The organism is Nocardioides sp. T5, assembly GCF_048161455.1.
Taxonomy (GTDB): Bacteria; Actinomycetota; Actinomycetes; order Propionibacteriales; family Nocardioidaceae; genus Nocardioides.
The window spans coordinates 4,557,198-4,581,478 of sequence record NZ_CP182415.1 but is presented as its reverse complement, the minus strand read 5'-3'; the positions used below and the strand labels follow the sequence as shown (position 1 = coordinate 4,581,478).

The window sequence follows — 24,281 nt, the reverse complement described above, 5'->3', positions numbered from 1 at the left end:
TGGGGACGATGCCGCCGCGCCCCTGCCACCGACGGCGCACCTCGCGCCGCACTCAACCCTTGGGGGACACCAGCATGAGCTCTACCGACCACTACCGCCTCGCTCCACGACTGGGCCTGGCCGCACTGATCTGCTTGGGGACGGTCGCCGCCGCCCCGCTCGCCGCAACCGCGGGGCCTCCCGGCAACAACGGCACCGTGAAGGTCGCCCCGTATGGCGACATCGACGCCATCCCGAACAACCACCCGCACGTCGGGTGCACCTTCCAGCTCGAGTGGTACGGCTTCGACGCCGGGGTGACCTCGACGGTCCTCTTCGAGGAGCAGGCGCCCACCACCGGCGTGGGCATGAGCGTCGCGGGTGACACCACCGTCCAGCTCGACAACGACCCCGGGAACGGCGCCGGCAACGGCGGCATCGACGGGTCGCAGGCCTACACCTTGTCCTTCACCGGAGCGCCGCACCCGCAGCAGGGCTACCACGTGAAGCTCACCATCAACACGCCCGAGTCCAACGGGGCGACGGTCAAGCACAAGGTCTTCTGGGTGGAGGGATGCGGCACCCCGCCGACGACTCCGCCGACGACTCCGCCGACGACCCCGCCGACGACCCCGCCGACGACCCCGCCGACGACTCCGCCGACGACTCCGCCGACGACTCCGCCGACGACTCCGCCGACGACCCCGCCGACGACCCCGCCGACGACCCCGCCGACGACCCCGCCGACGACCCCGCCGACGACCCCGCCGACGACCCCGCCGACGACCCCGCCGACGACCCCGCCGACGACCCCGCCGACGACCCCGCCGGCCACTCCGCCGACGACCCCGCCGGCCACTCCGCCGGTGGAGCAGCCGCAGGAGGCCGAGGACACCGAGTCGCCCGAGGTGCTGGGCGTCCAGGCCTTCGGTGACGACGGCGACTCGGGTGCCGGCTCGAACGACAGCACCAGCCCGTCGTCCTCGTCGCCGCAGTCGCAGCAGCTCCCCACGGCCGTCAACGCCGGCGCCGCGGGAGCGACGCCGGTCGGCCCCAGCCCGATGGAGGCCCTGCTGGGCCTGCTGATGGTGCTCGTCGGTGGGGCGCTCGCCCGACTGGGGTGGCTCCGCGTCCGTGGCTGACACCCGTCGTCGTCGTCGACTGACGACGCTCCTGCTGGGAGCAGCCGCACCCGCGCTCGTCGTGGGTGGGCTGTTTCTGGCGGGCGGGGGACTCGAGGCGACGGCACCCGTGCCGGCGCCGGCAGTGCAGGCGGCGCCGCCGCCCGCGATCCGGGTGGCCGGGCCCACCGGCGCGCCGGCGTCCGCGCCGTCCGGTCCGTCAGTGCCGTCCCCCGCCCCGGCGGCGGCAGCCGGCGTGCGACCCCAGGTGGTCGTCGTACCGGCCCTCGGGGTCGAGGCGCCGGTGACCCCCATCCGCACCGTCGACGGGGTGCTGACCCCGCCGTCGGACCCCCAGCAGGTCGGGTGGTGGGCGGATGGCGCGCGGCCGGGGGCAGCCCGGGGCGCCGCGGTCGTGACGGGTCACACCGTGCACACCGGTGGCGGGGCCTTCGACGACCTCGAGACGCTGACTCCCGGCGACCGGGTGACGGTGGGCTCGGGTGCGGACACCCTCACCTACCGCGTCGGCACCGTCGAGGTGCTGAGCCGCGACGAGCTGGCCCGGCGCAGCGCCGACGTGTTCGGCCGGACCGGCCCGGGCCGGCTGGTGCTGATCACGTGCGAGGACTGGGACGGCACGGGCTACCGCAGCAACGTGGTGGTCACGGCACAGCCCGTCGGCTGATCAGAGGTGCTCGCGGAGCCAGGCGAAGTCGGCCTGGTGCTCCGCCGCACCGCCCGGCGTCTCGCAGATCACGGGGGCGCCGGCCTCGCGCACGACACCGGCGAACTCGTCGGCCGGGAGGTGGCCGTGACCGAAGTTGGTGTGGCGGTCGGCGCCGGAGCCGAAGGTGTCGCGCGAGTCGTTGGCGTGGACGAGGTCGATGCGCCCGGTGATCCCGCGGACCTTCTCGACCGCGTCGGCGAGCTCGATGCCGCCCGCCCAGGCGTGGCAGGTGTCGAGGCAGAACCCGACGTCGTCCGCGCCCTCGGCCGACGAGATCGCGTCCCAGACGCCGGCGATGCGGTCGAGGTGGCGGGCCATGGCGTTGTCGCCGCCGGCGGTGTTCTCGATGAGCAGCGGCACCTTGATGTCGGTCGCCTCGATCGCCTTGCGCCAGTTGTCGAAGCCGACGGCCGGGTCGTCGCTCTTGTTGACGTGGCCACCGTGCACGATGAGCCCCTTCGCGCCGATCGCGGCCGCCGCGTCCATGTGCTGCTGCAGCAGCTTGCGGCTCGGGATCCGGATGCGGTTGTTGGTCGTGGCGACGTTGACCACGTAGGGGGCGTGGACGTAGAGGTCGACGCCGGCCTCCTCGGCCGCCGCCCGCAGCCCCTCCGCGCCGCCCGCGAACCGGACCTCGGGGCCCTTGTATCCCTGGGGGTCGCCCAGGAAGAACTGCACCAGCGAGGTGTCCCGGGCGAGCGCCTCGGCGATCGGGTCGGTCTGCTCGACGTGGGCGCCGATGGCGAGGGTGCTGGTCATGCGGTCCAGCCTAGGAGGACCCACAGACACCCGACGACCACGCCCGCGAGGCCCGCGACCGCGACCCACCCGACCCAGTCCACGGCGCGCGCCCGCGACGTCGTACGCCGTCCGCGCGGGGGCGGTCCCAGCCGGTCGGGCACCGGCGGGCCGGCGGCCTCCGGCACCGGGAGCCGGCGGAGCAGGCGCAGCGCCGCGTCGGCGGTCGCGATGCGCTGCTCGGGATCGGCCACCAGCAGCCGCTCGACGAGCGGACGCAACGGGTGCGACGGGATGGCGCCCTGCCGCGCGGGCGGCTCGCCGGTGAGGAGCTCGAGGGCCACGCGCCCCACCGCGTAGAGGTCCTGGGTCGGCTCCGGCGGGGCTCCCCGCGCCTGCTCGGGCGCCATGTAGCCGTCGGTGCCGATGGCGCCGGGCACCGTGGTGAAGCGTCGGTCCGCGACGGGCGCGGCGACGCCGAAGTCGCCGAGGCGCAGGTGGGGCGGCCCGTCCCCCGTGGCCTCGAGGAGCAGGTTGGCCGGTTTGACGTCGCGGTGCACCAGCCCGGCCCCGTGCACGGCCGCGAGGCCGAGCAGCAGCTGCTCGACGAGCAGGCCGCAGGTGCCTGCGTCGAGCGGGCCGTGCTCGCGCAGCAGGTCGGCCACCGACCCGCCGGTCACGAGCTCCATCGCGAGCACGACCAGGCCGTCCTCGGCGGCCCAGCCGTGCGGGGCCACGACGTGCGGGTGCCGCACGCGGACGGCCTGCTCCCGCACGAACCTGGCCAGCAGTGCGGAGCTGTGTCGTCCGAGGACCTTGAGCGCGACGTCGTCCCCGGTGCGCAGGTCGTGCGCGCGCCACACCGAGCCCATCCCGCCGGCCCCCACCTGGTCGAGCAGCCGGTAGCGGCCCGCCACCACCGTGGAGGTCCGTGGGGCGGTCCACGAGGAGGTCCACGAGGAGGTGGTCGCGCGCACCTCTCGACGCTAGCCCGCCCGGGAGCCGGTCCGGCGCTCCTCCACAGGCGCCGTACGACGATTCCGGCCGCGGGTCCGTGCGCTGGTAACCTTCTCCGGTTGCCTTCGGGCGACCGCGGCGCACGACCCACGTCGTACTCCCGCCGCGAACGCACAGTCCTCCTGCCACGGAGAGCCCGTGGCCGCTCTAGCCCAGAGGAGGTGGAGACCGCTATGCGTGCCTATGAAGTGATGGTCATCCTCGACCCGAGTCTCGACGAGCGCACCATCGAGCCGTCGCTCGACAAGTACCTCAACGTGATCCGCAAGGACGGTGGCTCGATCGAGTCGCTCGACGTGTGGGGTCGTCGCCGGATGGCGTACGAGATCAAGAAGAACGCCGAGGGCATCTACGCCGTCGTCAAGCTGACGGCCGAGCCCGCGACGGTCAAGGAGTTCGACCGCCAGCTCACGCTGAACGAGTCGATCCTGCGCACGAAGGTCATGCGTCCCGACGCCCACTGAGCGCCCTCCGGCGTCTGTGGATAGACCCTTCCCGCTGTCGGTGAGTGCCTGTTTGATGGGCTCATCACCGGGAGCAACCCGGATCAACCTGCACAGCAGCATTCTGAGGAGACCCTGACATGGCAGGCGAGACCACCATCACCGTGATCGGCAACCTCGTCGACGACCCGGAGCTGCGGTTCACCCCCTCGGGGGCCCCCGTGGCCAACTTCCGGATCGCGTCGACGCCGCGCACCTTCGACCGCCAGAGCAACGAGTGGAAGGACGGCGACACGCTGTTCCTCTCCTGCGCTGTGTGGCGTCAGGCCGCGGAGAACGTCGCCGAGTCCCTCCAGAGGGGCATGCGCGTGATCGTCCAGGGTCGCCTGAAGTCCCGCCAGTACGAGACCCGCGAGGGTGAGAAGCGCACCGTCTTCGAGATCGACGTCGAGGAGGTGGGCCCGTCGCTGCGAAGCGCCTCGGCGAAGGTCACCAAGACGACGCGGCAGGGCGGCGGTGGCGGCTACTCGGGTGGCGGCGGCGGCGGGGGTTACTCCGGTGGCGGTGGCGGTGGCGGGCAGCAGTCCGCTCCGGCCGACGACCCGTGGGCGACCCCGGCCCCCTCGCAGCAGGGTGGCGGCGGCTGGGGCGGTCAGTCCCAGGGCCAGCAGGGTGGCGGACAGTCCGCGCCGGCCAAGGACCCGTGGGCCACGCCCGGGGTCAACGGCGGCAACGACGAGCCCCCGTTCTGATCCGGAACATCAAGCAACGACATTCATTCCATTCCGTCCCTGATTGCCTTCAGGGCCGGGCTCACTGAAAGGGAGCACCACAATGGCCAAGGCAATTCTGCGCAAGCCCAAGAAGAAGGTTTGCCAGTTCTGCAAGGAGAAGGCGACCGGTGTCGACTACAAGGACACCACCCTGCTCCGCAAGTTCATCTCCGACCGCGGCAAGATCCGCGCCCGTCGCGTGACCGGCAACTGCGTCCAGCACCAGCGCGACGTGGCCATCGCCGTCAAGAACGCGCGCGAGCTGGCGCTGCTGCCCTACACGTCCACCGGTCGCTGAGAGGAGCACGGACGATGAAGCTCATCCTGACCCAGGAGGTCGACGGCCTCGGTGCTCCCGGTGACGTGGTCGAGGTCAAGGACGGCTACGGCCGCAACTACCTCGTTCCCCGTGGCCTCGGCATCCGCTGGACCCGCGGCGGCGAGAAGACCATCGAGTCGATCAAGTCCGCCCGCACGGCCCGCGCGGTGCGCGACGAGGACCACGCCAAGGACGTCAAGGCCAAGCTCGAGGCCAACGCGGTCAACGTGAAGGTCCGCTCCGGTGAGGGCGGCCGCCTGTTCGGCGCCGTCACCACCACCGAGATCGCCGACGCCATCACGGACGTCTCCGGCGAGAAGGTCGACCGCCGCACGATCGTGGTGGCCAACCCCATCAAGTCGCTCGGCGCCCACGAGGTGACCGTCAAGCTGCACGACGAGGTGTCCGCCACGGTGGCCCTCAACGTCGTTCCCGCCTGACGCGACCGACGTACGACACCACCACGGCCCGCCGCCCCTCAGGGGTGGCGGGCCGTGGTGCGTCCGGGACCGGTCAGGACCCGATCAGGACCCGGGACAGGAATCGGTCAGGACTCGGTCACTCGGTCGGCTTGTCGCAGCGCGCGGGCGGCTGGCTGCCGCCGGCGTGGTACTCGTAGGTCCGCCCCCCGGCGCGCAGCGTGATCCGTGAGCCGTCGACCAGCGCCTGGGTGTACGCCATCCCGGGCTGGGCGCAGCCGCGGCTGCCGTCGCGCCAGGTGACCTCCTCGACCGAGACCACCTCGACGTCACCCGCGTCGACGCCGAGCGCGGCGGCGAGGTCGTCGACAGCTTGTACGACGTCGGGGCGTGCGGCGCCACCCGAGGGCCCGGACGACGGGCTGGGCGAGGGCGGGCTGGACGACGGGCTGGGGTCCACGGCGGTCTCCTCGGTGCTCGGCGATCGGTCCGGCGCGCCGCACGCCACCAGGAGGGTGCAGGCCGCCAGCAGCAGGGCGGGGCGTCGCGTCGTGGTCATCATGGCAGTCTGACGGGCGGTCGGCAGCGGTCGTTCCGGGGGACGACGAAGGGGCCGCCGGTGTCACCACCGACGGCCCCCTCACGGTTCCTGCTACCTCACCTCATCGCACGTTCCTGCGATCGACGACGGTGAACTTGATCTTCTTCTTGCTGGACTCGACCGCTGCGTCACCGGAGTACTTGATGCGGACCTTGACCTTGCCGGTCCGCTTGAACTTCGGCAGCGTGACCTTGGCCTTGCCGCGCTTGTTGAGCTCGACCGTCCAGGTCTTCTTCTTCCCGGCACCCTTCAGGACGACCTTGACCTCACCGGTGGGGGTGACGTCCTTGGCCCGCACCGTCATGCGCAGCTTGACCTTGGTCCGGACCTCCAGGGGCTTCACCATCTTGGGGAAGATCTTGGACCGGACCTTGGCCGGGGCCTCCGCGCCCTTCGACACGACCAGGTTGACCGGCGCCGACGTGGAGCTGGAGTACGGAGCCTCGGCGACGTACCGCGCCGTCACGGGGACGGTCCCCGCGGCGGAGAAGCCCGTCAGCTGCGCCGTGGCCCGGCCAGCCGCGTCGAGCACCGCGGAAGCGGCCTTGCGGTCTCCCGCCCAGAACTCGACGGTGCCGGTGGGCGCGGTCGCGCTGGTGCCGAACACCTGCGCCGTCGCGGTGGTGGTGCCACCGGTCTGGATGGTGGTCGGGTCGAGCGACAGCGCCACGAAGGAGCTGGCGGCCGCGCCCGTGATCTTCACGGTGTGACGCGCCGAAGCGGGCTTGGCACCCGGGTCGTCGGTCGTGTGGACCACCTTGTTGGTCAGGTCCTTGGCACCGATGGTCGGGTCGACTGTCACCTGGTAGGAGAAGCTCGCGCCCTCCGCCGCCGGCTCGGAGTACGTCGCGCAGACCGCGAGGTCGTCCTCGAGGACGGTGCTCGCATCGCCGGCGTTGACGAGTGCCGCCCCCACCGAGCCGTCGGCGTTCTCCGTGCCGATGGTGGCGCCGTCCAGGAGCGGACCCGCCTCGACGTTGTCGTAGACGAAGACGAGGTCGTTGCTCCCCGCAGTGGCGATCACCTGCATGTCGAGCGAGCCACCGTCACCGGCCTCGTCGTCGTAGAGGCGCATGTCGTCGTACTCGATGATGGCGATCTCGCCCGGGTCGAGCGTGGAGTTGCCGTTGGCCGACGCCGTGCTGGCCAGCGACACACCGGCTCCGGTCCCGGCGTCGTAGCGGAACTCCATGTCCTGCCAGAGCAGCGCGGCGACGTTGTTCGGCGTCGCGGCGTTCGGCACGGCCTGTGGGATCCAGGGCGATCCGGCGTAGCCGTCCCCGTAGACGAGGAACCCGTCGTCGGAGAAGGTCAGGCCCTGCTGGAACTCGCCGTAGAAGCCGAACGTGCCGGTGCCGAAGGTGGAGAAGGTCTCCGTGTCGCCCACGACCGCCGACTGGGCCGGGATGCCCAGGGAGGCGAGGTCGAGGTAGCCGGGCGCACAGGCCTCGGGGTCCTCGGCGCTCGTCGTGAGCGTGTAGTTGCCCTCCTCGCCGTAGGTCGACGCGAGCTCACCGGTCCACGACACGACCCCGTCCTCGACGGTCGCGCCGTCGGTGGCCGAGCCCTCGACGTACGTCGCACCGTCCGGCAGCGTGTCGGTGATGGTGTAGCGCAGGTCCTCACGCGTGACGTTGGGCGCGACGTCGACGGTGTAGGTGACGGTGTCACCCGGAGCCGCCTCGGTCACGTCCGCCGACTTGGTCACGTCGTCGGCCACCCGCTCGATGGTCACCGGGACGACACCGATGTCGCCCTGGGTGGACGGCGAGGTGCCGAGCGTCAGGGTGCCGTGCCAGGTCTGGCCGGCCTCCATGGCGTCCTCGTCCCAGAAGGTGCGGAGCGAGAACGGCGTGGCGGCGGGAAGGTCACCCTCGGGGCCCTCGGCGCGCAGGTTGCCCTGGTCGCCGGCGACCACGGCGGTCACCAGGTCGGTGGTGTCGCTGCCGCCGGCCGTGCTGGCCTCCCAGTTCTGCACCAGGACCCAGTAGGTGCCCGGCTCGGGGTTGGCGATCTCGACCGACTCGTTGGAGCCCGCGCTGGCGCTCATGGCGACCTCGTTGGCCGCGGACACCTCACCGGTGCCGACGTAGAGGTCGAAGTCGGGTGCCGTCGGGTCCTCCAGCTTCGCGATGAGGCTGGTGGCGCCGGCGGGGACCTCGACCATCTCGACGTGCGTGCCGTTGCCGTCGTAGGGGTCACCGTTGGTGGTGTCCAGCGGGACGGTGAGCTCGACCCGGTCCTCGGGCACGAGCCCGCTGGCCTCGACCTGCAGGTCGGAGATGGCGACGGCCTCGAGGCCGTCCTCCACCTGCGAGCCGGCGTCACGACGCGTGGTGATGTCGATCGAGCTCGGCAGCACGCCCGCCGAGGGCAGGACGCCCACGGGCAGGTGGGCGGTCGGAGCCTCCGAGCCGGCGGGCGGCGTGAGCACCAGGGTGCCGAACAGCCACTCGTCGGTGGGCATCCCGGCGTCGATGGTCGCGGTGACGGCGACGTCGGCCGTGCCGCCGTCGGTCACCTCGATCGAGTCGACGTCGGTGGTGAGGGTGACACCGTCGGACAGGTTCTCCACCGAGACGTCCCACGTGCCGGCGCCGGTGGCGGTGCCGGTGAAGGTGCGGGTCCAGTCACAGGACTGGAGGCACTCGTCGTCGGCCATGCTCGCGGTGTTGAGGTCGCGGACGTCCCCGCCGGTGGCGGGGTCCGCGCCCTGGTAGCCGGCGAGGGTCTCGTCGAGCACCAGGCCGGCCTTCGCGGCGCGGCGCAGCTCGATGCGACCCGAGCCCATGTCGAACCAGTCGGCGGCGGTGCCGTCGGAGTCGGTGATCTCGCGCTCCGACGTGGTCATCAGCGCGGACTGGGCCTCGGCGGGGGTCCACTGGTCGGCCTCGGGGAGGTCGAGCTGCATGCCCTTGAGGAGCGCGAGCGCTCCGGCGGTGTGCGGGCTGGCCATCGAGGTGCCGGAGATGAAGTGCCACTCGACGCTGTTGTCCACGCCGGCAGCGGCGAGGATGTCCACGCCGGGCGCCGAGACGGACGGGCTGATCGAGGAGACCGCACGGTTGGGTCCGCGGCTGGAGAACGCGGCCATGATGTCGCCGTTGGCCGGGTCGACGTCGGCGACGGCGCCGGAGAGCGCGGCCTCGGTGCCCGGGTGGTCGGCCATGAACTGCTTCAGGGCCTGGCCGTCGGCGTAGCTGATGTGCGCCGTCGGCAGGGCGTGCGCGTCACCGTTGAGCGAGTTCCCACTGGCCTGGTCGTTGGCGAGGATCATGCCCTCGGCGTCGAGGGCCTCGACGTTGACGCCCTTCTCGACCCGGCCGTTGCCGCCGCGGTCGCAGATGACGATCTTTCCGGTGAAGTCGGTGCCGGCCGGGAACGTGGTGCCGGTCCCGGGAGGCGCGTCGGTCGGGGCACCGCAGAGCGCGTTGCCGAAGTCACCGGCGTACACGAGCGGGAAGGAGCCGTCGGTGGGGCCGGAGAGGCCGGTACCGGCGATGTCGGGCCGCGTGGCCTCGTCGGTCGCGGTGATGTCGACGACCGAGGAGACGTACTTGCGGTCGTGGGTGGTCGCACCGACGCTCGTCATCCACGGCACGTCGCCGGGGCCGCCGATCGTGGCGGCACCGGGTCCGGCGTTGCCGGCGGAGGTGGCCACGTGGATGCCGTTGGCGCGGGCGTTGAGGAACGCCACCGCGTCGGCGTCGGTCCACGGGTTCGACGCGGCGCTCGAGCCGATCGAGTAGTTGATGACGTCGACGTCGTCGATGATCGCCTGGTTGATCGAGGCGAGGATCGAGTAGCCCTGGCACCCGCCGTCGCAGACGTCGTAGCCGATGATGTTGGCGTGGGGCGCGACGCCCTTGATCGTGCTGGTGACGGAGAAGTCGCCGCCCTCGGCGAGCGCGGTGGCGTCGACCTGGTTGCCGGCGGTCGTGCTGCCGGTGTGGCTGCCGTGGCCGTCGTCGTCGTAGACGTCGTCCTTCGGGTCGCCGCCGGCGGCGGGGTTCTCGAAGTTGTAGTAGCCGATCAGCTTGTCGTTGCAGCCCCAGTCGGCGACGTACTGCTCCGCGTTGTCGGGGTCGCACATGCCGAGGTAGTTGCCGGCACCGAGGGGGTTGGTGTGGTCGTAGCCGTCACCGCCGTCCTCCTCCGGCACCACGTCGGCGAACGACGGGTTGGCCGGGTTGAGGCCGGAGTCGAGGATGCCGACGATGACGCCCTCGCCCTTGTTGCCCTCGAAGCCCGCCGGGACGTTGGAGCCGTCCCACACGGTGGGCGCGCCGATCCACTCCGGGCCCTTGTCGGTGGTGAGCTCGCGCTCGAAGTCGACCTGGACGGCGGCGACGCCGTCGATCCGCGCGACCTTCTGCGCCTGCGCGCGGGTGAGCTGCACCGCGATGCCGTTGATGGCCTCGGTGTAGCGGTAGAGCACCTTCGCGTTGCCGTCGGTCACCCGGGAGATGGACGAGACCAGGTCGGCCTGCTCGGACTTGAGGTCCTGGCGGTAGGCCGACTCCGACTGCGTGCCGGCCTCACCGCGGCCCGCCGCGCTGGCGCGGGTCGGGACTGCGGGAGCGTCCAGCTGGACGATGTAGGTCTCGGCCTTCTTGCCGGTGCCGAGGTCGAGCACGGTGCCCTTCTCGAGGGCCTTGGCCGGCGATGCCTTCTCCGGCTTGAGCTGGCCGGGGTCGAGGTCGGCTGCGTGGGCAGCCGTCCCCCACGGCACGAGGAGTGCGGCAGCGACGCTGGTGGCAGCGCCGGCCGCGATGGTACGACGGATCACGCGGATCTCCCGTTCGACTGAAATGGTCTGACCGCGCGACAACGAGACCCCGAGAGCGAATGGGTGCCGAGCAAGTCAGCAGAGGGTGGAGCCCCTGTATCCCAAGTCACTCCAGCATCTGCTGTCAACGAATTCGTCGGTGAAAGTTCTCCTGTAACGAGGCTGTAATACAGCAGTGTCGTGCGGCGGTCATCGGGGCGCGGCGGGAAAACGGTTGGGCCGCGCGACGACGGCGTCGAGGACGACCGGCCGGGCGCTCAACGACTCGATGACGATCCGCCCCGACCGGATGCCGGAGTAGCGGTCGATGACGACGAGCTGCTCCGACGACGTCTTCGGCCCGGACAGGTCCACCACGTGCCAGGCCCGCTTGCCGACGCGCACGCGCACCTTGCCGTGGCCCCGGCCCGTCGCCGCGAGGAGCCGGAGCTCGCCGACCCTCGTTCGCGGGAGCACGAGGCGGGCACCCCGGCGGGACGTCCTCACCGCGTCGCCGTCGACGTAGCCCGAGCCGGTGACCTTCTTCCAGCCGCGCTGACGGGTGAGGTCGCGCGGCACGAAGAACTCGATCGTCGGCGACCAGCTGCTGGCGTTGCCGGCGGCGTCGATCGTGCGGGCGGAGAAGCGGTGCCGTCCTGCGGTCGGGTCGGGGAGCTGCCACCGGCCGCCGGTGCAGGCGACGGGCCGGTCGTTGTCGGTGCACTCGAAGCGCGAGCCCGCCTCGCTGCTGTTCAGCCGGATCGGCACGCTCGCTCCGGTCACGACGGGCTGGGTCGGGGTGATCTCGTCGTAGGACGTGCCGGTGACGAAGACGAAGGGCGCCCGGGTGTCCTGGCCCCACGTGAAGGTCGCCGGCGTCGGGTCCTCGTCGGGGGTGTCGGGCACCGTGGGCGGGAGCAGCGGAGCGGTGTCGGGGGTGCGGGCCCGGTCACCGAGGTCCACGGCCCTGGCCTCGAGGACGTAGGTGCCCGCCGCGGCGTCGGGCAGGTCGGCGTACGTCACCGGGCTGGTGCAGGCGCGCCAGTCGTGGGCCTGCGGGCCGCCGGTCAGGCGGCACTCGAGGCCGAACGGCCCGGGGTCGCCGTCGGTGACCTGCCACCCGAGGGTGAAGGACATGGTCGACACGGTCACGAGACCGGCGGCGTTGGGCGCCGTGGACGGCGTCAGGGTGGTCTCGGGCGGGGTGCTGTCGTCGCAGCCGTCCTGCAGGAGGCTCGGCGCCGTCTCGTCGACGCAGCCCGGGGTGGCGCCTGCCGGTGCCGCGGCCAGCGGCACCAGGGCGCCGCCCAGCAGTCCCAGCACGGCCAGCCGGCTCGCGGTGCGGAGTCGATCCATGGGTCCTCCCTCGGGTCCGGCGCGCTCCCGTGCGCCCTCACCGGGGTCAACGAGCGGAGGCGGCTCCGGTCACGAGCCACCGGTCGCCGCGTGCCCGCCACGAGAGCAGGACGCCGCGCGCGCCCATGAAGACGACCGTCATCGCGACCCAGACCGCGACCAGGCCGTGGGGCAGGGTGGCCGCCCAGAGCGCGGCGGGGGCGTACGCCGCCAGCACCACGAGGCCGGCCCACGCGAGGTAGGCGCCGTCGCCGGCTCCGATGAGCACCCCGTCGAGGACGAAGACCACGCCGGCGACCGGCTGGCCGATCGCGGCGACCAGCAGCACCGGCACGAGCAGGTCGCGCACCGCGGGGTCGGTGGTGAAGAGCGCACCGACGAACGGGGACACGGCCGCCAGCCCGACGCCGGCGACGATGCCGCTGCCCCATCCCCACCGGACCATCCGGCGGGTGAGGCGGCGGGTGCCCTCGACGTCGCCGCTGCCCAGGGCGCGACCGGTGAGCGCCTGGGCGGCGATCGCGATCGCGTCGAGGCCGAAGGCGAGGAAGCTCCAGAGCGTGATGGCGATCTGGTGGGTGGCGACGTTGACGTCGGTGGCCCCGGTGCCCACCCGGGTCACCGCGTAGGTGCCCACGAGCAGGCAGGCCCGCAACGCCAGGGTGCGGATGACGAGCGCGACCGCGGCGTGGGCGGCGGCGGCGATGCCGGCGCGGTCGGGGCTCATCGGTGCGTCGTGCTCCCGGGCCGCGCGGACCACGACGGCGAGGAGCCATCCCGCGCTGAGGACCTGGGCCAGGACCGAGCCGATGGCCGAGCCGGCGATCCCGAGTCCGAAGCCGTAGACGAGGACGAGGTTGAGGACGATGTTGAGCCCGTTGCCCACGACCGCGACCAGCAGCGGCGTACGCGTGTCCTGCAGGCCGCGGAGCACGCCGGTCGCGGCGAGCATGATCAGCAGCGGGGTGGTGCCGAGGAAGGCGATCGTGAGGTAGGTCTCCGCGTGCCCGGCCACCTCGGCCCCGGTGTCGAAGACGCCGACGAGCGCCGGGGTGAGCGCGATGCCACCGGCGGTGGCGAGGACGCCGATGAGGACGGCGAGCCACACCCCGTCGATGCCCTGCGCGAGCGCGGCGCGCAGGTCGCCTGCGCCGAGGTGGCGGGCGACGCTCGCGGTGGTGCCGTAGGCGAGGAAGACGCACAGCCCGACCACCGTCTGCAGGACCACCGCGGCGACGCCGAGGCCGGCGAGCTCCGGTGTGCCGAGGTGGCCGACGATGGCGGCGTCGGAGAGCAGGAAGAGCGGCTCGGCGACGAGGGCGAGGAAGGCCGGGACGGCCAGCCGCAGGATCTCGCGGTCCGTCTCCCGGTGTGACTCCCGGTCTGCCTCCCGGTGCGCGGCCTTCACAGGTTCACCCTAGGAACCCGGCATTCTCCGCCGATTCCGGGGCGGCATAGCGACGGTTGTGCATCGACGTACATAGCCCGTTGGAACTACCTGTGCATGGCCGTGTGGATGACGGCGCGGCGGCGCCGTTCGTGGCAGGAGGGCGACCCGGCGGCAGGCATCTCCCAGATGACGGACGGATGAACGGTCCTGTCAGGCAACAATTTCGTGTCCACAGGGTGTGTGCGACGTTTGCGCAGGTCAGAGCCCTGAGCCGGATAGATTTCCCCCGTGCGTCCACAGGGTGTTCCACGGTGTGTGCACCTGGACCAGCGTGTCGTCCACGGCCGCCCCCACCTTCTCCACAGACCCTGTGGATAACTCGGGGTCGTCGGCTTCCCACCGGGGGTGGGGAGCACGTACCGTCCTGCGCGAAACCAGTGCTGGACCGGCTGGTGGAACTCGGGTGCGAGCGAAGCCGGCAGCGATGTCGGTCCGATGTCGGAGGTCGTCCCTAACGTCGTGGTCAGCGGACCCGAGCGAGGCCTAGCGAGTGGGAGGGAGCACCGGTGAGCGTCACCTTCGAGGGGGACACCGACGAGGCCTGGGGCGACGGACCGGCGGCCTACGAGCCCGGCCAGTCGCCGCGCTCGGCGGGCGACCGGACGCCTCCCCAGGACAACGCGGCGGAGCAGAGCGTGCTCGGCTCGATGTTGCTGTCCAAGGACGCCATCGCCGACGTCGTCGACGTGATCAAGGGGGTCGACTACTACCGACCTGCCCACGAGGTCATCCACGACGCGATCATCGACCTCTACGGTCGCGGCGAGCCGGCCGACCCGATCACGGTGGCGGCCGAGCTGGTCAAGCGCGGCGAGCTGCAGCGCATCGGCGGCGCCCCCTACCTCCACACCCTGTCGGCCAACGTGCCGATCGCGGCCAACGCCGGCTACTACGCCGAGATCGTGCGCGACAAGGCGATCCTGCGCCGCCTGGTCGAGGCCGGCACCCGCATCGCCGCGCTCGGCTATGCCGGCGAGGGCGAGATCGACGACGTCGTCGACCACGCGCAGGCCGAGGTCTACAAGGTCACCGACCGCCGCGCGGCGGTCGACTACGCCCCGCTGAGCGACATCATGAGCGGGGTCCTCGACGAGATCGAGGCGATCGGCAACCGCGAGGCCGGGCTCTACGGCGTGCCCACCGGCTTCGCCGACCTCGACGACCTGACCAACGGTCTCCACTCGGGCCAGATGATCATCGTCGCGGCGCGTCCTGCCATGGGCAAGGCGCTCGCCCTGGACACTCCGCTGCCGACGCCGACCGGCTGGACCACGATGGGGGAGGTCGAGGTCGGTGACGAGCTGTACGACGCCCATGGCCGCCCCACCCGCATCGTCGCGGCCACCGAGGTGATGGTCGACCGGCCTTGCTACGAGGTCACGTTCTCGGACGGGTCGGTGATCGTTGCCGATGCCGAGCACCAGTGGCTGACCGAGACCCGAGCGGCGCGGAAGTCGAAGTGGGCGGCCGACAACCGCTACAACCGGGTACGAAACCAGCGCATCCACGCATCCGTCGTGACCACCGAGGAGATCGCACAGACGGTTCGCCTGGGACGTGAGCAGCGCGCCAACCACGCCGTGCTCAACGCGGGCGCCCTGTCGGGCCACGACGACGTGCTTCCGATCGACCCCTACGTGCTCGGTGCCTGGCTGGGAGACGGTCACAGTGCCGGCGGTCGCATCACCTGCGAGACGCCCGAGATTCCGATGCGGATCGAAGGTCGCGGTTACATCGTCACGTCACAGGGCAACATGCGCTACAGCATCCGCACGCCGCGCACCGTTGCGACGGAGCGAGGTGTCTGCCCGGGGTGTGGCGGCGGCATGCACGGCAGCTACCTCTGCGCTTCGTGTCAGGAGGAGCACGGATCCTTCACGGCACTTCTGCGCGGTGCTGGTGTGCTCAATGACAAGCACATTCCTGACACCTATCTGCGTGCGTCGGAGGAGGCACGTCGTGACCTCCTCGCCGGTCTGCTCGACACCGACGGCACTGTGGTCAAGGGCGTGGGGTCCGTCCAGTTCGCGGTGACCAGCGAGCGGTTGGCCGACTCGGTCTACGAGCTCGTCGTGAGCCTGGGCTACAGGTGCGGCCGAACGACGAAGCGGGTGGCGGGCCGCTCGGAGGAGTCGTCGACCTGTTACATCCTGAACTTCTCGACCGTTGACGACGTGTTCCTGCTCGAGCGGAAGGCCTTGCTCCACAAGGAGGAGCGTCCCGCCTCCACTGTCCGCATCGGCAAGCGCTACATCACTGCCGTGAGGAAGATCGAGTCCGTGCCGGTGCGGTGCGTCCAGGTCGACAACGAGGAACACCTCTACCTCGCCGGCCGGTCGATGATCCCGACCCACAACTCGACCCTGGCCCTCGACTTCTGCCGGGCGGCGTCGATCCACAACAACCTCACCAGCGTCTTCTTCAGCCTCGAGATGACGCGCTCGGAGATCATGATGCGTCTGCTCTCCGCGGAGGCGAAGGTGCCGCTCAACCACATCCGCAACGGCACCATGCGTGACGACGACTGGGAGAAGCTCGCCCGCAAGATGGGCCAGGTCTCGGGGGCGCCGATGTTCATCGACGACAGCCCCAACATGACGATGATGGAGATCCGCGCCAAGGCGCGACGCCTCAAGCAGCGCCACGACCTCAAGCTCATCGTCATCGACTACATGCAGCTGATGAGCTCGGGCAAGAAGGTCGAGTCCCGCCAGCTCGAGGTCTCGGAGTTCTCCCGCAACATCAAGCTCCTCGCCAAGGAGCTCGAGTGCCCGATCATCGCGCTGTCCCAGCTCAACCGTGGTCCCGAGCAGCGTGGCGACAAGCGCCCGATGATGAGCGACCTGCGTGAGTCCGGATCGCTCGAGCAGGACGCCGACATGGTGATCCTGCTCCACCGCGACGACGTCTACGAGAAGGAGTCGACCCGCCCCGGCGAGGCCGACCTCATCGTGGCCAAGCACCGCAACGGCCCCACCCGCGACCTCACCGTCGCCTTCCAGGGCCACTACTCCCGCTTCGTGGACATGGCCCAGGGCTGAGGCAACACTGTTGTCGAGATGCAGCGAACTTTTCCAAACCGACGCAACATCTTTTCAACACTGGATCACTAGACATTGCCTTGAGGTTCACTGGTGGCGACGACGACTCAGATTCGGCCGTTCGATGACGCGACCGTGACAGCGGTCGCGAAGGCGATCGGTGATCTCTACTCCGGAACGGAGCTGTCGCAGGTGCTCACCACAGCGAAACTGGCTGACCCTGACGGCGAAGGCACCACGAAGTGGAAGCGGCTGTACAACGCCCTCGCCGCTCACCAGAACCAGCACGGGAATGGGAAGGCCACTGTTGCGCTGATCAGTACGGCGATGGCGCCGACTCGGACCCTGGATCGAATCGACAGGGCCGCGGTTGCGCGGGACACACTGAGCCAGGTGCTCTCGCTGTCCGGGCTCGGCGTCGGCAAGGACGGCCGGGTCCACCGGGCCCCGCAGGCACGGACCGACACCGACGCCCACTCTCGGGCGACTCGGCTGCGAGCTCGCCTTGATAGTCGAGGCATCCACACGATCGTGTTGAGCGGCATCAGGGACGAGTGGCTGCGCACCGACTACTACGACGCGGTCTTCGAGTCGATCAAGCTGTTGGGTCATCGCCTGCGCTCGATGGCCGGCCTCGACCTGGACGGCCACAAACTCGTCGACGCAGCTCTGTTGGGCTCAGCTCCGAAGGTCCTCCTGAACGCCTACGTGACCGCGACCGAGAAGAATGAGCAGCGTGGTGTCGCGTCCCTGGCGCAGGGGCTGTTCAGCTCGATACGGAATCCCCAGGCTCATCAGCCGCGATCGGTCTGGACAATGGACGAACAGGATGCCCTCGACGTGCTCGGGACGCTCTCCCTGATCCACAGGCGGCTTGATAGAGCGACGCTGCGTGGTTAGATCGCTCGCCGGTTCGTCGGCGTCGTGACGGAGGTGGCTGCCAAGATGGCTCCTGACACCGTCAGCGAGTGAAGGACGCGCGTGCCACCGAAGAAGAGGGCCCAACCGGCGAAGAGTCTCGAGGCGACGCTGTGGGATGCGGCGGACGAACTGCGCGGCAAGATGGACTCCGCCCAGTACAAGCACGTCGTCCTCGGCCTGATCTTCCTCAAGTACGTCTCGGACACTTTCATGGTCAGGCACCGCGAGCTCGCGAGGCTGGTCGACGATCCTGAGTCGGACTACTTCATGCCGAACGACGCGGCGAAGCGGTCGGTGCTTGAGGATCGCGACGAGTACACCGCAGAGGGTGTCTTCTGGATCCCTGAGGGCCACCGCTGGGACGACCTTCGCAAGGCGGCGAAGCAGCCGGACATCGGCAAGCGCGTCGACGACGCGATGGAGGCCATCGAGCGGGAGAACCCGACGCTCAAGGGCGTCCTGCCGAAGAACTACACCCAGCGTGAGCTGAGCCCGGAGAACATCGGCGGCCTGATCGACACCTTCTCTAGACAGGACCTCGCTGCTGAGGAGTACAAGGGCCTCGACGTGCTCGGCCGGGTCTACGAGTACTTCCTCGGCCAGTTCGCCTCCAACGAGGGCAAGAAGGCCGGTGAGTTCTACACGCCCCGCTCGGTCGTCGAGCTACTCGTCGAGATGCTCCAGCCGTACCACGGGCGCGTGCTCGACCCCGCCTGCGGCTCCGGCGGCATGTTCGTCCAGGCCGACAAGTTCGTGGCCGCACACGGCGGCAGCCGCAACGACCTGTCGGTCTTCGGTCAGGAGTCGAACCCGACCACCTGGCGGCTCGCGAAGATGAACCTCGCCGTTCGAGGCATCGAGGGCAACCTGGGTCCGGAGTGGGGCGATTCCTTCCAGGCAGACGCTCACCCCGATCTCCGCGCCGACTTCGTGATCGCGAACCCGCCGTTCAACGACAGCAAGTGGGGTGGCGAGCGGCTGCGGACCGACGTGCGGTGGAAGTACGGCGCGCCGCCGGTCCAGAACGCCAACTACGCCTGGCTTCAGCACTTCCTGCACCACTGCGCCCCGACCGGCACTGTCGGCACGGTCCTCGCCAACGGCTCGCTCTCCAGCCAGCAGAACGGCGAGGGCGAGATCCGCAAGGCGATGGTCGAGGCGGACGTCGTTGAATGCATCGTCGCGCTCCCCGCACAGCTGTTCTACGGAACGGCGATACCGGTCTGTCTCTGGTTCCTCACCAAGAACAAGGCCGGTGTTGCGAACGGCGCGAAGACTCGGCCAAGGCAGGCAGAGACGCTCTTCATCGACGCCCGTGGGATCGGCTTCATGGAGACCCGCACCCTGCGGGCGTTCTCCGAGGCCGACGTCATGAGGGTCGCCGATACCTATCACGCCTGGCGCGGCACCGAGACAAGCGAAGGGCAGGAGTACGCCGACGTGCCCGGCTTCTGCCGCTCGGTCACCACCTCCGAAATCGCCGAGCACGGCTACTTCCTCACCCCCGGTCGGTACGCCGGCAGCGAGGAAGTCGAGGACGACGGCGAGCCGGTCGAGGTCAAGATCGCTCGACTGTCGGCGGAGATCCGCGAGGGGTTTAAGAAGCGCGAGGAGCTGCAGGCGACGGTGATTGCCGCCCTCGATTCGCTGGTGGCCCGTGATGAATGAGTGGCCTGTCGTTCGTTTGGACGAGATCGCAGCAGCAGAGAAGAGCGCAATCTCGAAGCCATATGGGAGTGCGATCGTTCGCGACGACTACGTTCGTGATGGCGTCCCCGTCGTCAGGGGCGTGAATCTCGCCGACTGGCGGTTCCGCGACGAGGACTTCGTGTTCATCTCGGAGGACTTGGCCGACACGATGCCGGGGTCGCGGCTGCAGCCAGGTGACCTGGTCTTCACCCATCGGGGGTCGGTTGGGCAAGTGTCGATGATCCCGCGGGGACCGCGGTTCCCGCGCTATGCGGTCTCAACCAGTCAGGTCAAGGCGCGGCTGGACCCCGCGCGGGCACTCGCAGAGTTCTACTTCTACTGGTTTCGCTCGCCCGTTGGGCGAGCCTCGATCCTCCAGGGCGTGTCGACCGTTGGCGTCCCGGGCCTCGCAAGACCCGTCGAGACCATCAAGGGCCTGCGCGTGCCACTCCCGCCACTGAGCGAGCAGCGGCGGATCGCCTCGGTCCTCGGGGTTCTCGACGACTTGATCGAGGTAGAGGAACGCGCAGCAGCGCAGGCCGACGAACTTTGGCGTGTGGTCCTCGCAGCGGCACGCCACGACAGAGAGTCCGTTCCGCTGTCGTCGCTGGCCTCATTCGTCAACGGGAAGAACTTCACGAAGGGCGGAGGTACCCATGGCCTTCCAGTCATCCGTACCCCCGAGGTTCGCAACGGGCCGACTTCATCAACCGTGCTTAATGACGTGAGGGCTTCAGCCGAGAATCTGGCCGATCCGGGCGACATTCTGTTCGTATGGTCGGGCAGCCTGCTCGCCTCGCGGTGGCGATGGGCTCAGGGGCTCGTGAACCAGCACATCTTCAAAGTGATCCCGAACATGGGCGTACCCGACTGGCTGGTCCTTTGGGCCATTGAGGAGTTGATGGGGGATTTCCTGAGCCTCGCAGCTGACAAGGCCACGACGATGGGGCACATCAAGCGCGCGGACTTGGACCGGGTGGTCAATGTCCCTGCGCGATCGGCCTGGGAAGACCTGGATGCGATGATCCGCCCATATTGGGACGACGCACTGTCAGCACAGATGCACGCATCCGACGTTGCTGCAGCCCGTGATGAGCTCCTGCCGCTCTTGATGTCGGGTCGGGTGCGAGTGTCCGAGGATCTGGCGGTGGCGTGATGGTCGGGCCGACCGAGGACGAGCTCGAGCGCTGGGTCCTGGAGATCCTCGCCGAGCTGGGGTGGCCGCACGTCTACGGTCCTGACATCGCGCCGGGCGAGCCGGCCTCGGAACGCGGCGACTACCGCGACGTCGTACTGGCTGGTCGGTTGACGTCTGCCGTCGCACGACTGAACCCGCGGCTTTCGCCGGATGCGGTGGCCGACGTCGTACGGACGGTGCTGCGCGCCGAGTCGCCGTTGGTGGAGACGGAGAACTGGAACGCCTACCGGTACCTGATCCAGGGCGTCCCGGTGGACTATCGCGACGAGCTGGGAGCACTGCGCAGCGACCGGGCCTGGCTGATCGACTGGGAGCACCCGAAGAACAACGACCTCGCTGCGATCAACCAGTTCAGCATCAGTGGACCGAAGAAGACCCGTCGCCCCGACGTACTGCTGTTCGTCAACGGTCTGCCGCTCGCCATCTTCGAACTGAAGCGCCTCGGGAAGACCTATGCGCGAGTCGACGGCGCCTACCGACAGCTGCAGACCTACCGGAGCCAGATACCTGAAATCTTCAAGTGGAACCAGATCGCGGTCGTCTCCGACGGGATCGACGCCCAGGCCGGCTCGTTCTCGGCGCCGTGGAACCATTGGGCGTCCTGGAAGACGATCGACGGGGTGCGTCGCGACCCCCGCAACGTCGAGGGGCTCCGGATCCCCCGGATCGAGGTGCTGACGCGCGGCATGTTCCGCGTCGACGTCTTCTTCGACCTCTGCCGCAACTTCGTCGCGACCTTCGGTGAGGGCACCGAGACCCGGAAGGCGGTCGCGAAGTATCACCAGTACTGGGCGGTGAACAAGGCGGTCGCGCAGACGCTGGAGTCGGTCGAGACCGACGGCCGGATCGGCGTCGTGTGGCACACGCAGGGGTCGGGCAAATCGCTGGAGATGGCGTACTACGCCGGCAAGATCATGCGGCATCCCGGCATGGAGAACCCGACGGTCGTCGTCGTCACCGACCGCAACGACCTCGATGACCAGCTGTTCGATGAGACTTTCGCGCCGACCAAGCCTGGCTCGCCGCTGCCGGAGACGCCGGTCAAGGCAGAGTCCCGTGCCCACCTCAAAGAGCTGCTAGCCGGTCGAGAGTCGGGCGGGATCATCTTCACGACGCTGCAGAAGTTCGGCCTCACGAAGGAGGATCGTGACGCTGGGCGGAGCTTCCCGCTGCTCTCGGATCGACTCAACATCGTGGTGATGGTCGACGAGGCTCACCGGTCGAACTACGACCTGATCGACGGGTTCGCCCGAAACGTTCGCGATGCTCTGCCTCAGGCATCGTTCATTGGGTTCACTGGCACGCCGATCGACGAGAAGGACCGCTCGACAGCGGAGATCTTCGGTGAGTACATCGACGTCTACGACATGACGCAGGCCATCGAGGATGGCGTGACGGTCAAGGTCTTCTACGAGCCGCGGCTCGCCCGGGTCGAGTTGCCGACCGAGGCGAGGGAAGCGATCGACGACGAGTTCGACGACGCAACTGTCGGGTCGGAAGAGGAGATCAGCGAGCGCCTCAAAACCAAGTGGGCACGGGTCGAGGCGATCGTCGGCTCGGAGAAGCGCATCGGGGAGTTGGCCTCCGACATCGTCGCTCACTGGGAGGCGCGCCGGGACGTGCTCGCTGGCAAGGCGATGATCGTGACGATGTCGCGGCGCATCGCGGTCGACTTGTATGACGCGATTGTGGCGCTGCGCCCCGACTGGCACAGCGACGATGACGACGAGGGCGTGCTCAAGGTCGTCATCACGGGGAACGCGACCGACCCTGCGTCGTACCAGCCCCACATCCGCAACACCCAGGAACGCCGCGCCATGAAGGCGCGAGCGTCCGACGCCGCCGACCCACTTGAGCTCGTCATCGTCCGCGACATGTGGCTGACCGGCTTCGACTCCCCGCCGATGCACACCATGTACGTCGACAAGCCGATGCGATCCGCCGGGCTGATGCAGGCGATCACCCGCGTCAACCGGACGTTCAAGGACAAGCCGTCGGGCCTGATCGTCGACTACATCGGCATCGCCGAGAACCTCAAGGACGCGCTCGCGACGTACACCGACCGCGACAAGCAAGACCGGGCGATCGGCGAGGACGTTCGTTCTGCCGCGATCCCCGAGCTGATGGTCGAGCACGCCGTGGTCAGCGACCTGCTGCACGAGGTCGACTGGGTGAGCGTCCTAGGCAGCGGCGGCACGAAGGCATTTGTCTACGCGGTCACCGAGGTAGTCGACTACCTGCTGGGCACCGAGGACGATCGCGATGGCGACGACCTGCTGTGGCAGGAGCTTCCCGGCGAGTTCGATCACGCTCGATCCGACGAGCCGTCGGTCAAGAAGCGGTTCATGGCCCACTGCGGCCGCCTCAAGCGACTCTTCGCTCTGGTTCCCTCATCGCCCGAGGCGAGTGCGATCCGCGACGACGTCGCGTTCTTCGACGCCGTGCGCCAGTCCATCACGAAGATCGAAGCCGCCGACCGGACTGCCGACGGCGAGTCCGAGCTCGACACCGCCGTCCGCCAGATCCTCAGCCAGCACGTTGCTGGCTCCGGCGTCATCGACATCTTCGCCGAAGCCGGCCTCGAGAAGCCCGACATCTCCGTCATCGACGACGAGTTCAAGCGGAAGTTCGAAGAATCGGACCAGAAGAACCTCCAGCTCGAGGCCGTCCGCCGGCTCATCGCCAACGAGGTCAAGATTATCGGCAAGCGCAACGTCGTCGCCGGTCGGAAGTTCTCCGAGATGTTGTCTGAGGCGCTGAACCGCTACCAGAACCGGACCATCGACGCGGCCCAGGTGATCGCCGAGATCGTCGAGCTCGCCAAGGCGATCCAGGAACAGCGACGGCGCGGCGAGGAGACCGGACTTACCGATGACGAGCTTGCGTTCTACGATGCGATGCTCACCAACGAGTCAGCCCGTGCAGCCATGGAGGACGCGACCCTGCGCGCGATCGCCCACGAGCTCACTGAGATCGTCCGCAACGACGCCAAGACCGACTGGCAGCTCAAGGACCAGGTACGCGCCAGGCTGCGCACCCGAATCAAGCGACTCCTCCTCAAGCACGGCTATCCGCCTGACCAGGAGCCGGCTGCGACCGAGCTGATCATCAAGCAGGCCGAAGTCATCGCCGAGCACGACTAAGCGAGTGCCAGCCACCGAAGCCCTCTGGTCAGCTGGCGCGGTCGCTGGCTGACCTTGCCGTCCGTGCTGACGCCGGGTACGCGCTGAGCAACCAGCGAAGACGAGATGCTTCGGCTTCCGCTGCACGTAGTTCGCGGTAGGTCAACTCATCGCGATGGCTGTCAGCCTCGACATCCCGGAGCGCGGCATCAAGCCGCGACGATGCACTGAGTGCCCGTTTTCGACAGGCACTGGAGCAGAACAGAGCAGGGCGACCTCGCTGACCAGACCAGTGAACGCGGCCCGAGCAGTCCGGGTTGTCGCACCGCCGGCTGGCGTCGGTCGCCACCCTCGCATGCACATTTGACGACGGCATCCTTGTCACCGTTTCCAGTCCTGTCGGTTGCTGTGTTGTCGCGATTCCAGCGAAATGAAGGGAATCTCGGCGAAGCCGACCAAGTTCAAGGGTCTTTATTGTGCAGACAAGGCGCGGGTTTGTCACCTGCAACTCCATACAGCTGCACTAGTGCAGTTGTCTCGTGCGGTGATGCGGTCGAGCATCCAGGGCGCTAAATGTGGGCGGCATGCTTGTCTCG

At 69.3% G+C, this 24,281-nt stretch carries 17 protein-coding genes; 11 read left to right on the top strand and 6 right to left on the bottom strand.

The window, feature by feature from the left end; genetic code table 11:
* The first annotated feature begins 74 nt into the window (after nt 1–74).
* Nucleotides 75–1,121 (top strand): hypothetical protein, encoded by a 1,047-nt coding sequence (locus tag ACNKF0_RS22425; protein ID WP_416954930.1) that lies wholly within the window; start codon nt 75–77, stop codon nt 1,119–1,121.
* On the top strand, nt 1,114–1,788 hold the full coding sequence (locus ACNKF0_RS22420; protein WP_416954929.1) for a class F sortase: 675 nt from the start codon (nt 1,114–1,116) through the stop codon (nt 1,786–1,788). The genes ACNKF0_RS22425 and ACNKF0_RS22420 overlap by 8 nt, the downstream gene beginning before the upstream one ends.
* Here ACNKF0_RS22420 and ACNKF0_RS22415 read toward each other — a convergent pair whose 3' ends face one another.
* Together ACNKF0_RS22415 and ACNKF0_RS22410 are read right to left on the bottom strand one after the other, a co-directional pair.
* The gene (locus tag ACNKF0_RS22415) at nt 1,789–2,589 is read right to left on the bottom strand and encodes a deoxyribonuclease IV (RefSeq protein WP_299927197.1); all 801 of its coding nucleotides are present in this window, start codon (nt 2,587–2,589) and stop codon (nt 1,789–1,791) included.
* Nucleotides 2,586–3,545 carry a serine/threonine-protein kinase gene (locus tag ACNKF0_RS22410; protein ID WP_416954928.1) on the bottom strand — a complete coding sequence of 320 codons (960 nt, stop codon included), beginning with the start codon at nt 3,543–3,545 and terminating at the stop codon, nt 2,586–2,588. Before ACNKF0_RS22410 ends, ACNKF0_RS22415 begins: the two co-directional genes overlap by 4 nt.
* A 213-nt stretch (nt 3,546–3,758) precedes the next feature.
* Between ACNKF0_RS22410 and rpsF the strand changes: the two genes are divergently transcribed.
* The 4 genes from rpsF to rplI all read left to right on the top strand — a co-directional run bounded on the left by rpsF (nt 3,759) and on the right by rplI (nt 5,560).
* Nucleotides 3,759–4,049, top strand: a complete 291-nt coding sequence (gene rpsF / locus ACNKF0_RS22405) for a 30S ribosomal protein S6 (RefSeq protein WP_135837775.1) — start codon at nt 3,759–3,761, stop codon at nt 4,047–4,049.
* A gap of 119 nt (nt 4,050–4,168) precedes the next feature.
* Nucleotides 4,169–4,780 carry a single-stranded DNA-binding protein gene (locus tag ACNKF0_RS22400; protein WP_299927186.1) on the top strand — a complete coding sequence of 204 codons (612 nt, stop codon included), beginning with the start codon at nt 4,169–4,171 and terminating at the stop codon, nt 4,778–4,780.
* Between the two features lie 82 nt (nt 4,781–4,862).
* A complete protein-coding gene (rpsR, locus tag ACNKF0_RS22395) occupies nt 4,863–5,099 on the top strand; it encodes a 30S ribosomal protein S18 (protein WP_056603689.1) in 237 nt (78 codons plus the stop codon).
* Between the two features lie 14 nt (nt 5,100–5,113).
* Entirely contained in the window at nt 5,114–5,560 is a 447-nt protein-coding gene (rplI, locus tag ACNKF0_RS22390; RefSeq protein WP_416954927.1) for a 50S ribosomal protein L9, read from the top strand.
* Nucleotides 5,561–5,678: 118 nt separating this feature from the next.
* Here rplI and ACNKF0_RS22385 read toward each other — a convergent pair whose 3' ends face one another.
* The 4 genes from ACNKF0_RS22385 to ACNKF0_RS22370 form a co-directional block, all read right to left on the bottom strand.
* Nucleotides 5,679–6,098: a hypothetical protein gene (locus tag ACNKF0_RS22385; RefSeq protein ID WP_416954926.1), complete on the bottom strand. Its 420-nt coding sequence runs from the start codon at nt 6,096–6,098 to the stop codon at nt 5,679–5,681.
* A gap of 103 nt (nt 6,099–6,201) precedes the next feature.
* Nucleotides 6,202–10,929, bottom strand: a complete 4,728-nt coding sequence (locus ACNKF0_RS22380) for a S8 family serine peptidase (protein WP_416954925.1) — start codon at nt 10,927–10,929, stop codon at nt 6,202–6,204.
* A 189-nt stretch (nt 10,930–11,118) separates the two neighbouring features.
* Nucleotides 11,119–12,264 carry a hypothetical protein gene (locus ACNKF0_RS22375; RefSeq protein WP_416954924.1) on the bottom strand — a complete coding sequence of 382 codons (1,146 nt, stop codon included), beginning with the start codon at nt 12,262–12,264 and terminating at the stop codon, nt 11,119–11,121.
* A 46-nt stretch (nt 12,265–12,310) separates the two neighbouring features.
* The gene (locus ACNKF0_RS22370) at nt 12,311–13,672 is read right to left on the bottom strand and encodes an MATE family efflux transporter (RefSeq protein ID WP_416954923.1); all 1,362 of its coding nucleotides are present in this window, start codon (nt 13,670–13,672) and stop codon (nt 12,311–12,313) included.
* Nucleotides 13,673–14,220: 548 nt separating this feature from the next.
* Between ACNKF0_RS22370 and dnaB the strand changes: the two genes are divergently transcribed.
* The 5 genes from dnaB (at nt 14,221) to ACNKF0_RS22345 (ending at nt 23,706) form a co-directional block, all read left to right on the top strand.
* Nucleotides 14,221–16,755, top strand: a complete 2,535-nt coding sequence (dnaB, locus tag ACNKF0_RS22365) for a replicative DNA helicase (RefSeq protein ID WP_416954922.1) — start codon at nt 14,221–14,223, stop codon at nt 16,753–16,755.
* Nucleotides 16,756–16,848: 93 nt separating this feature from the next.
* Nucleotides 16,849–17,655 (top strand): TIGR02391 family protein, encoded by an 807-nt coding sequence (locus ACNKF0_RS22360; RefSeq protein WP_416954921.1) that lies wholly within the window; start codon nt 16,849–16,851, stop codon nt 17,653–17,655.
* Nucleotides 17,656–17,736: 81 nt separating this feature from the next.
* On the top strand, nt 17,737–19,344 hold the full coding sequence (locus ACNKF0_RS22355) for a type I restriction-modification system subunit M (RefSeq protein ID WP_416954920.1): 1,608 nt from the start codon (nt 17,737–17,739) through the stop codon (nt 19,342–19,344).
* Nucleotides 19,345–19,360: 16 nt separating this feature from the next.
* Nucleotides 19,361–20,521, top strand: a complete 1,161-nt coding sequence (locus ACNKF0_RS22350; RefSeq protein ID WP_416954919.1) for a restriction endonuclease subunit S — start codon at nt 19,361–19,363, stop codon at nt 20,519–20,521.
* Nucleotides 20,521–23,706 carry a type I restriction endonuclease subunit R gene (locus tag ACNKF0_RS22345; protein WP_416958615.1) on the top strand — a complete coding sequence of 1,062 codons (3,186 nt, stop codon included), beginning with the start codon at nt 20,521–20,523 and terminating at the stop codon, nt 23,704–23,706. The genes ACNKF0_RS22350 and ACNKF0_RS22345 overlap by 1 nt, the downstream gene beginning before the upstream one ends.
* The last annotated feature ends 575 nt before the right edge of the window (nt 23,707–24,281 follow it).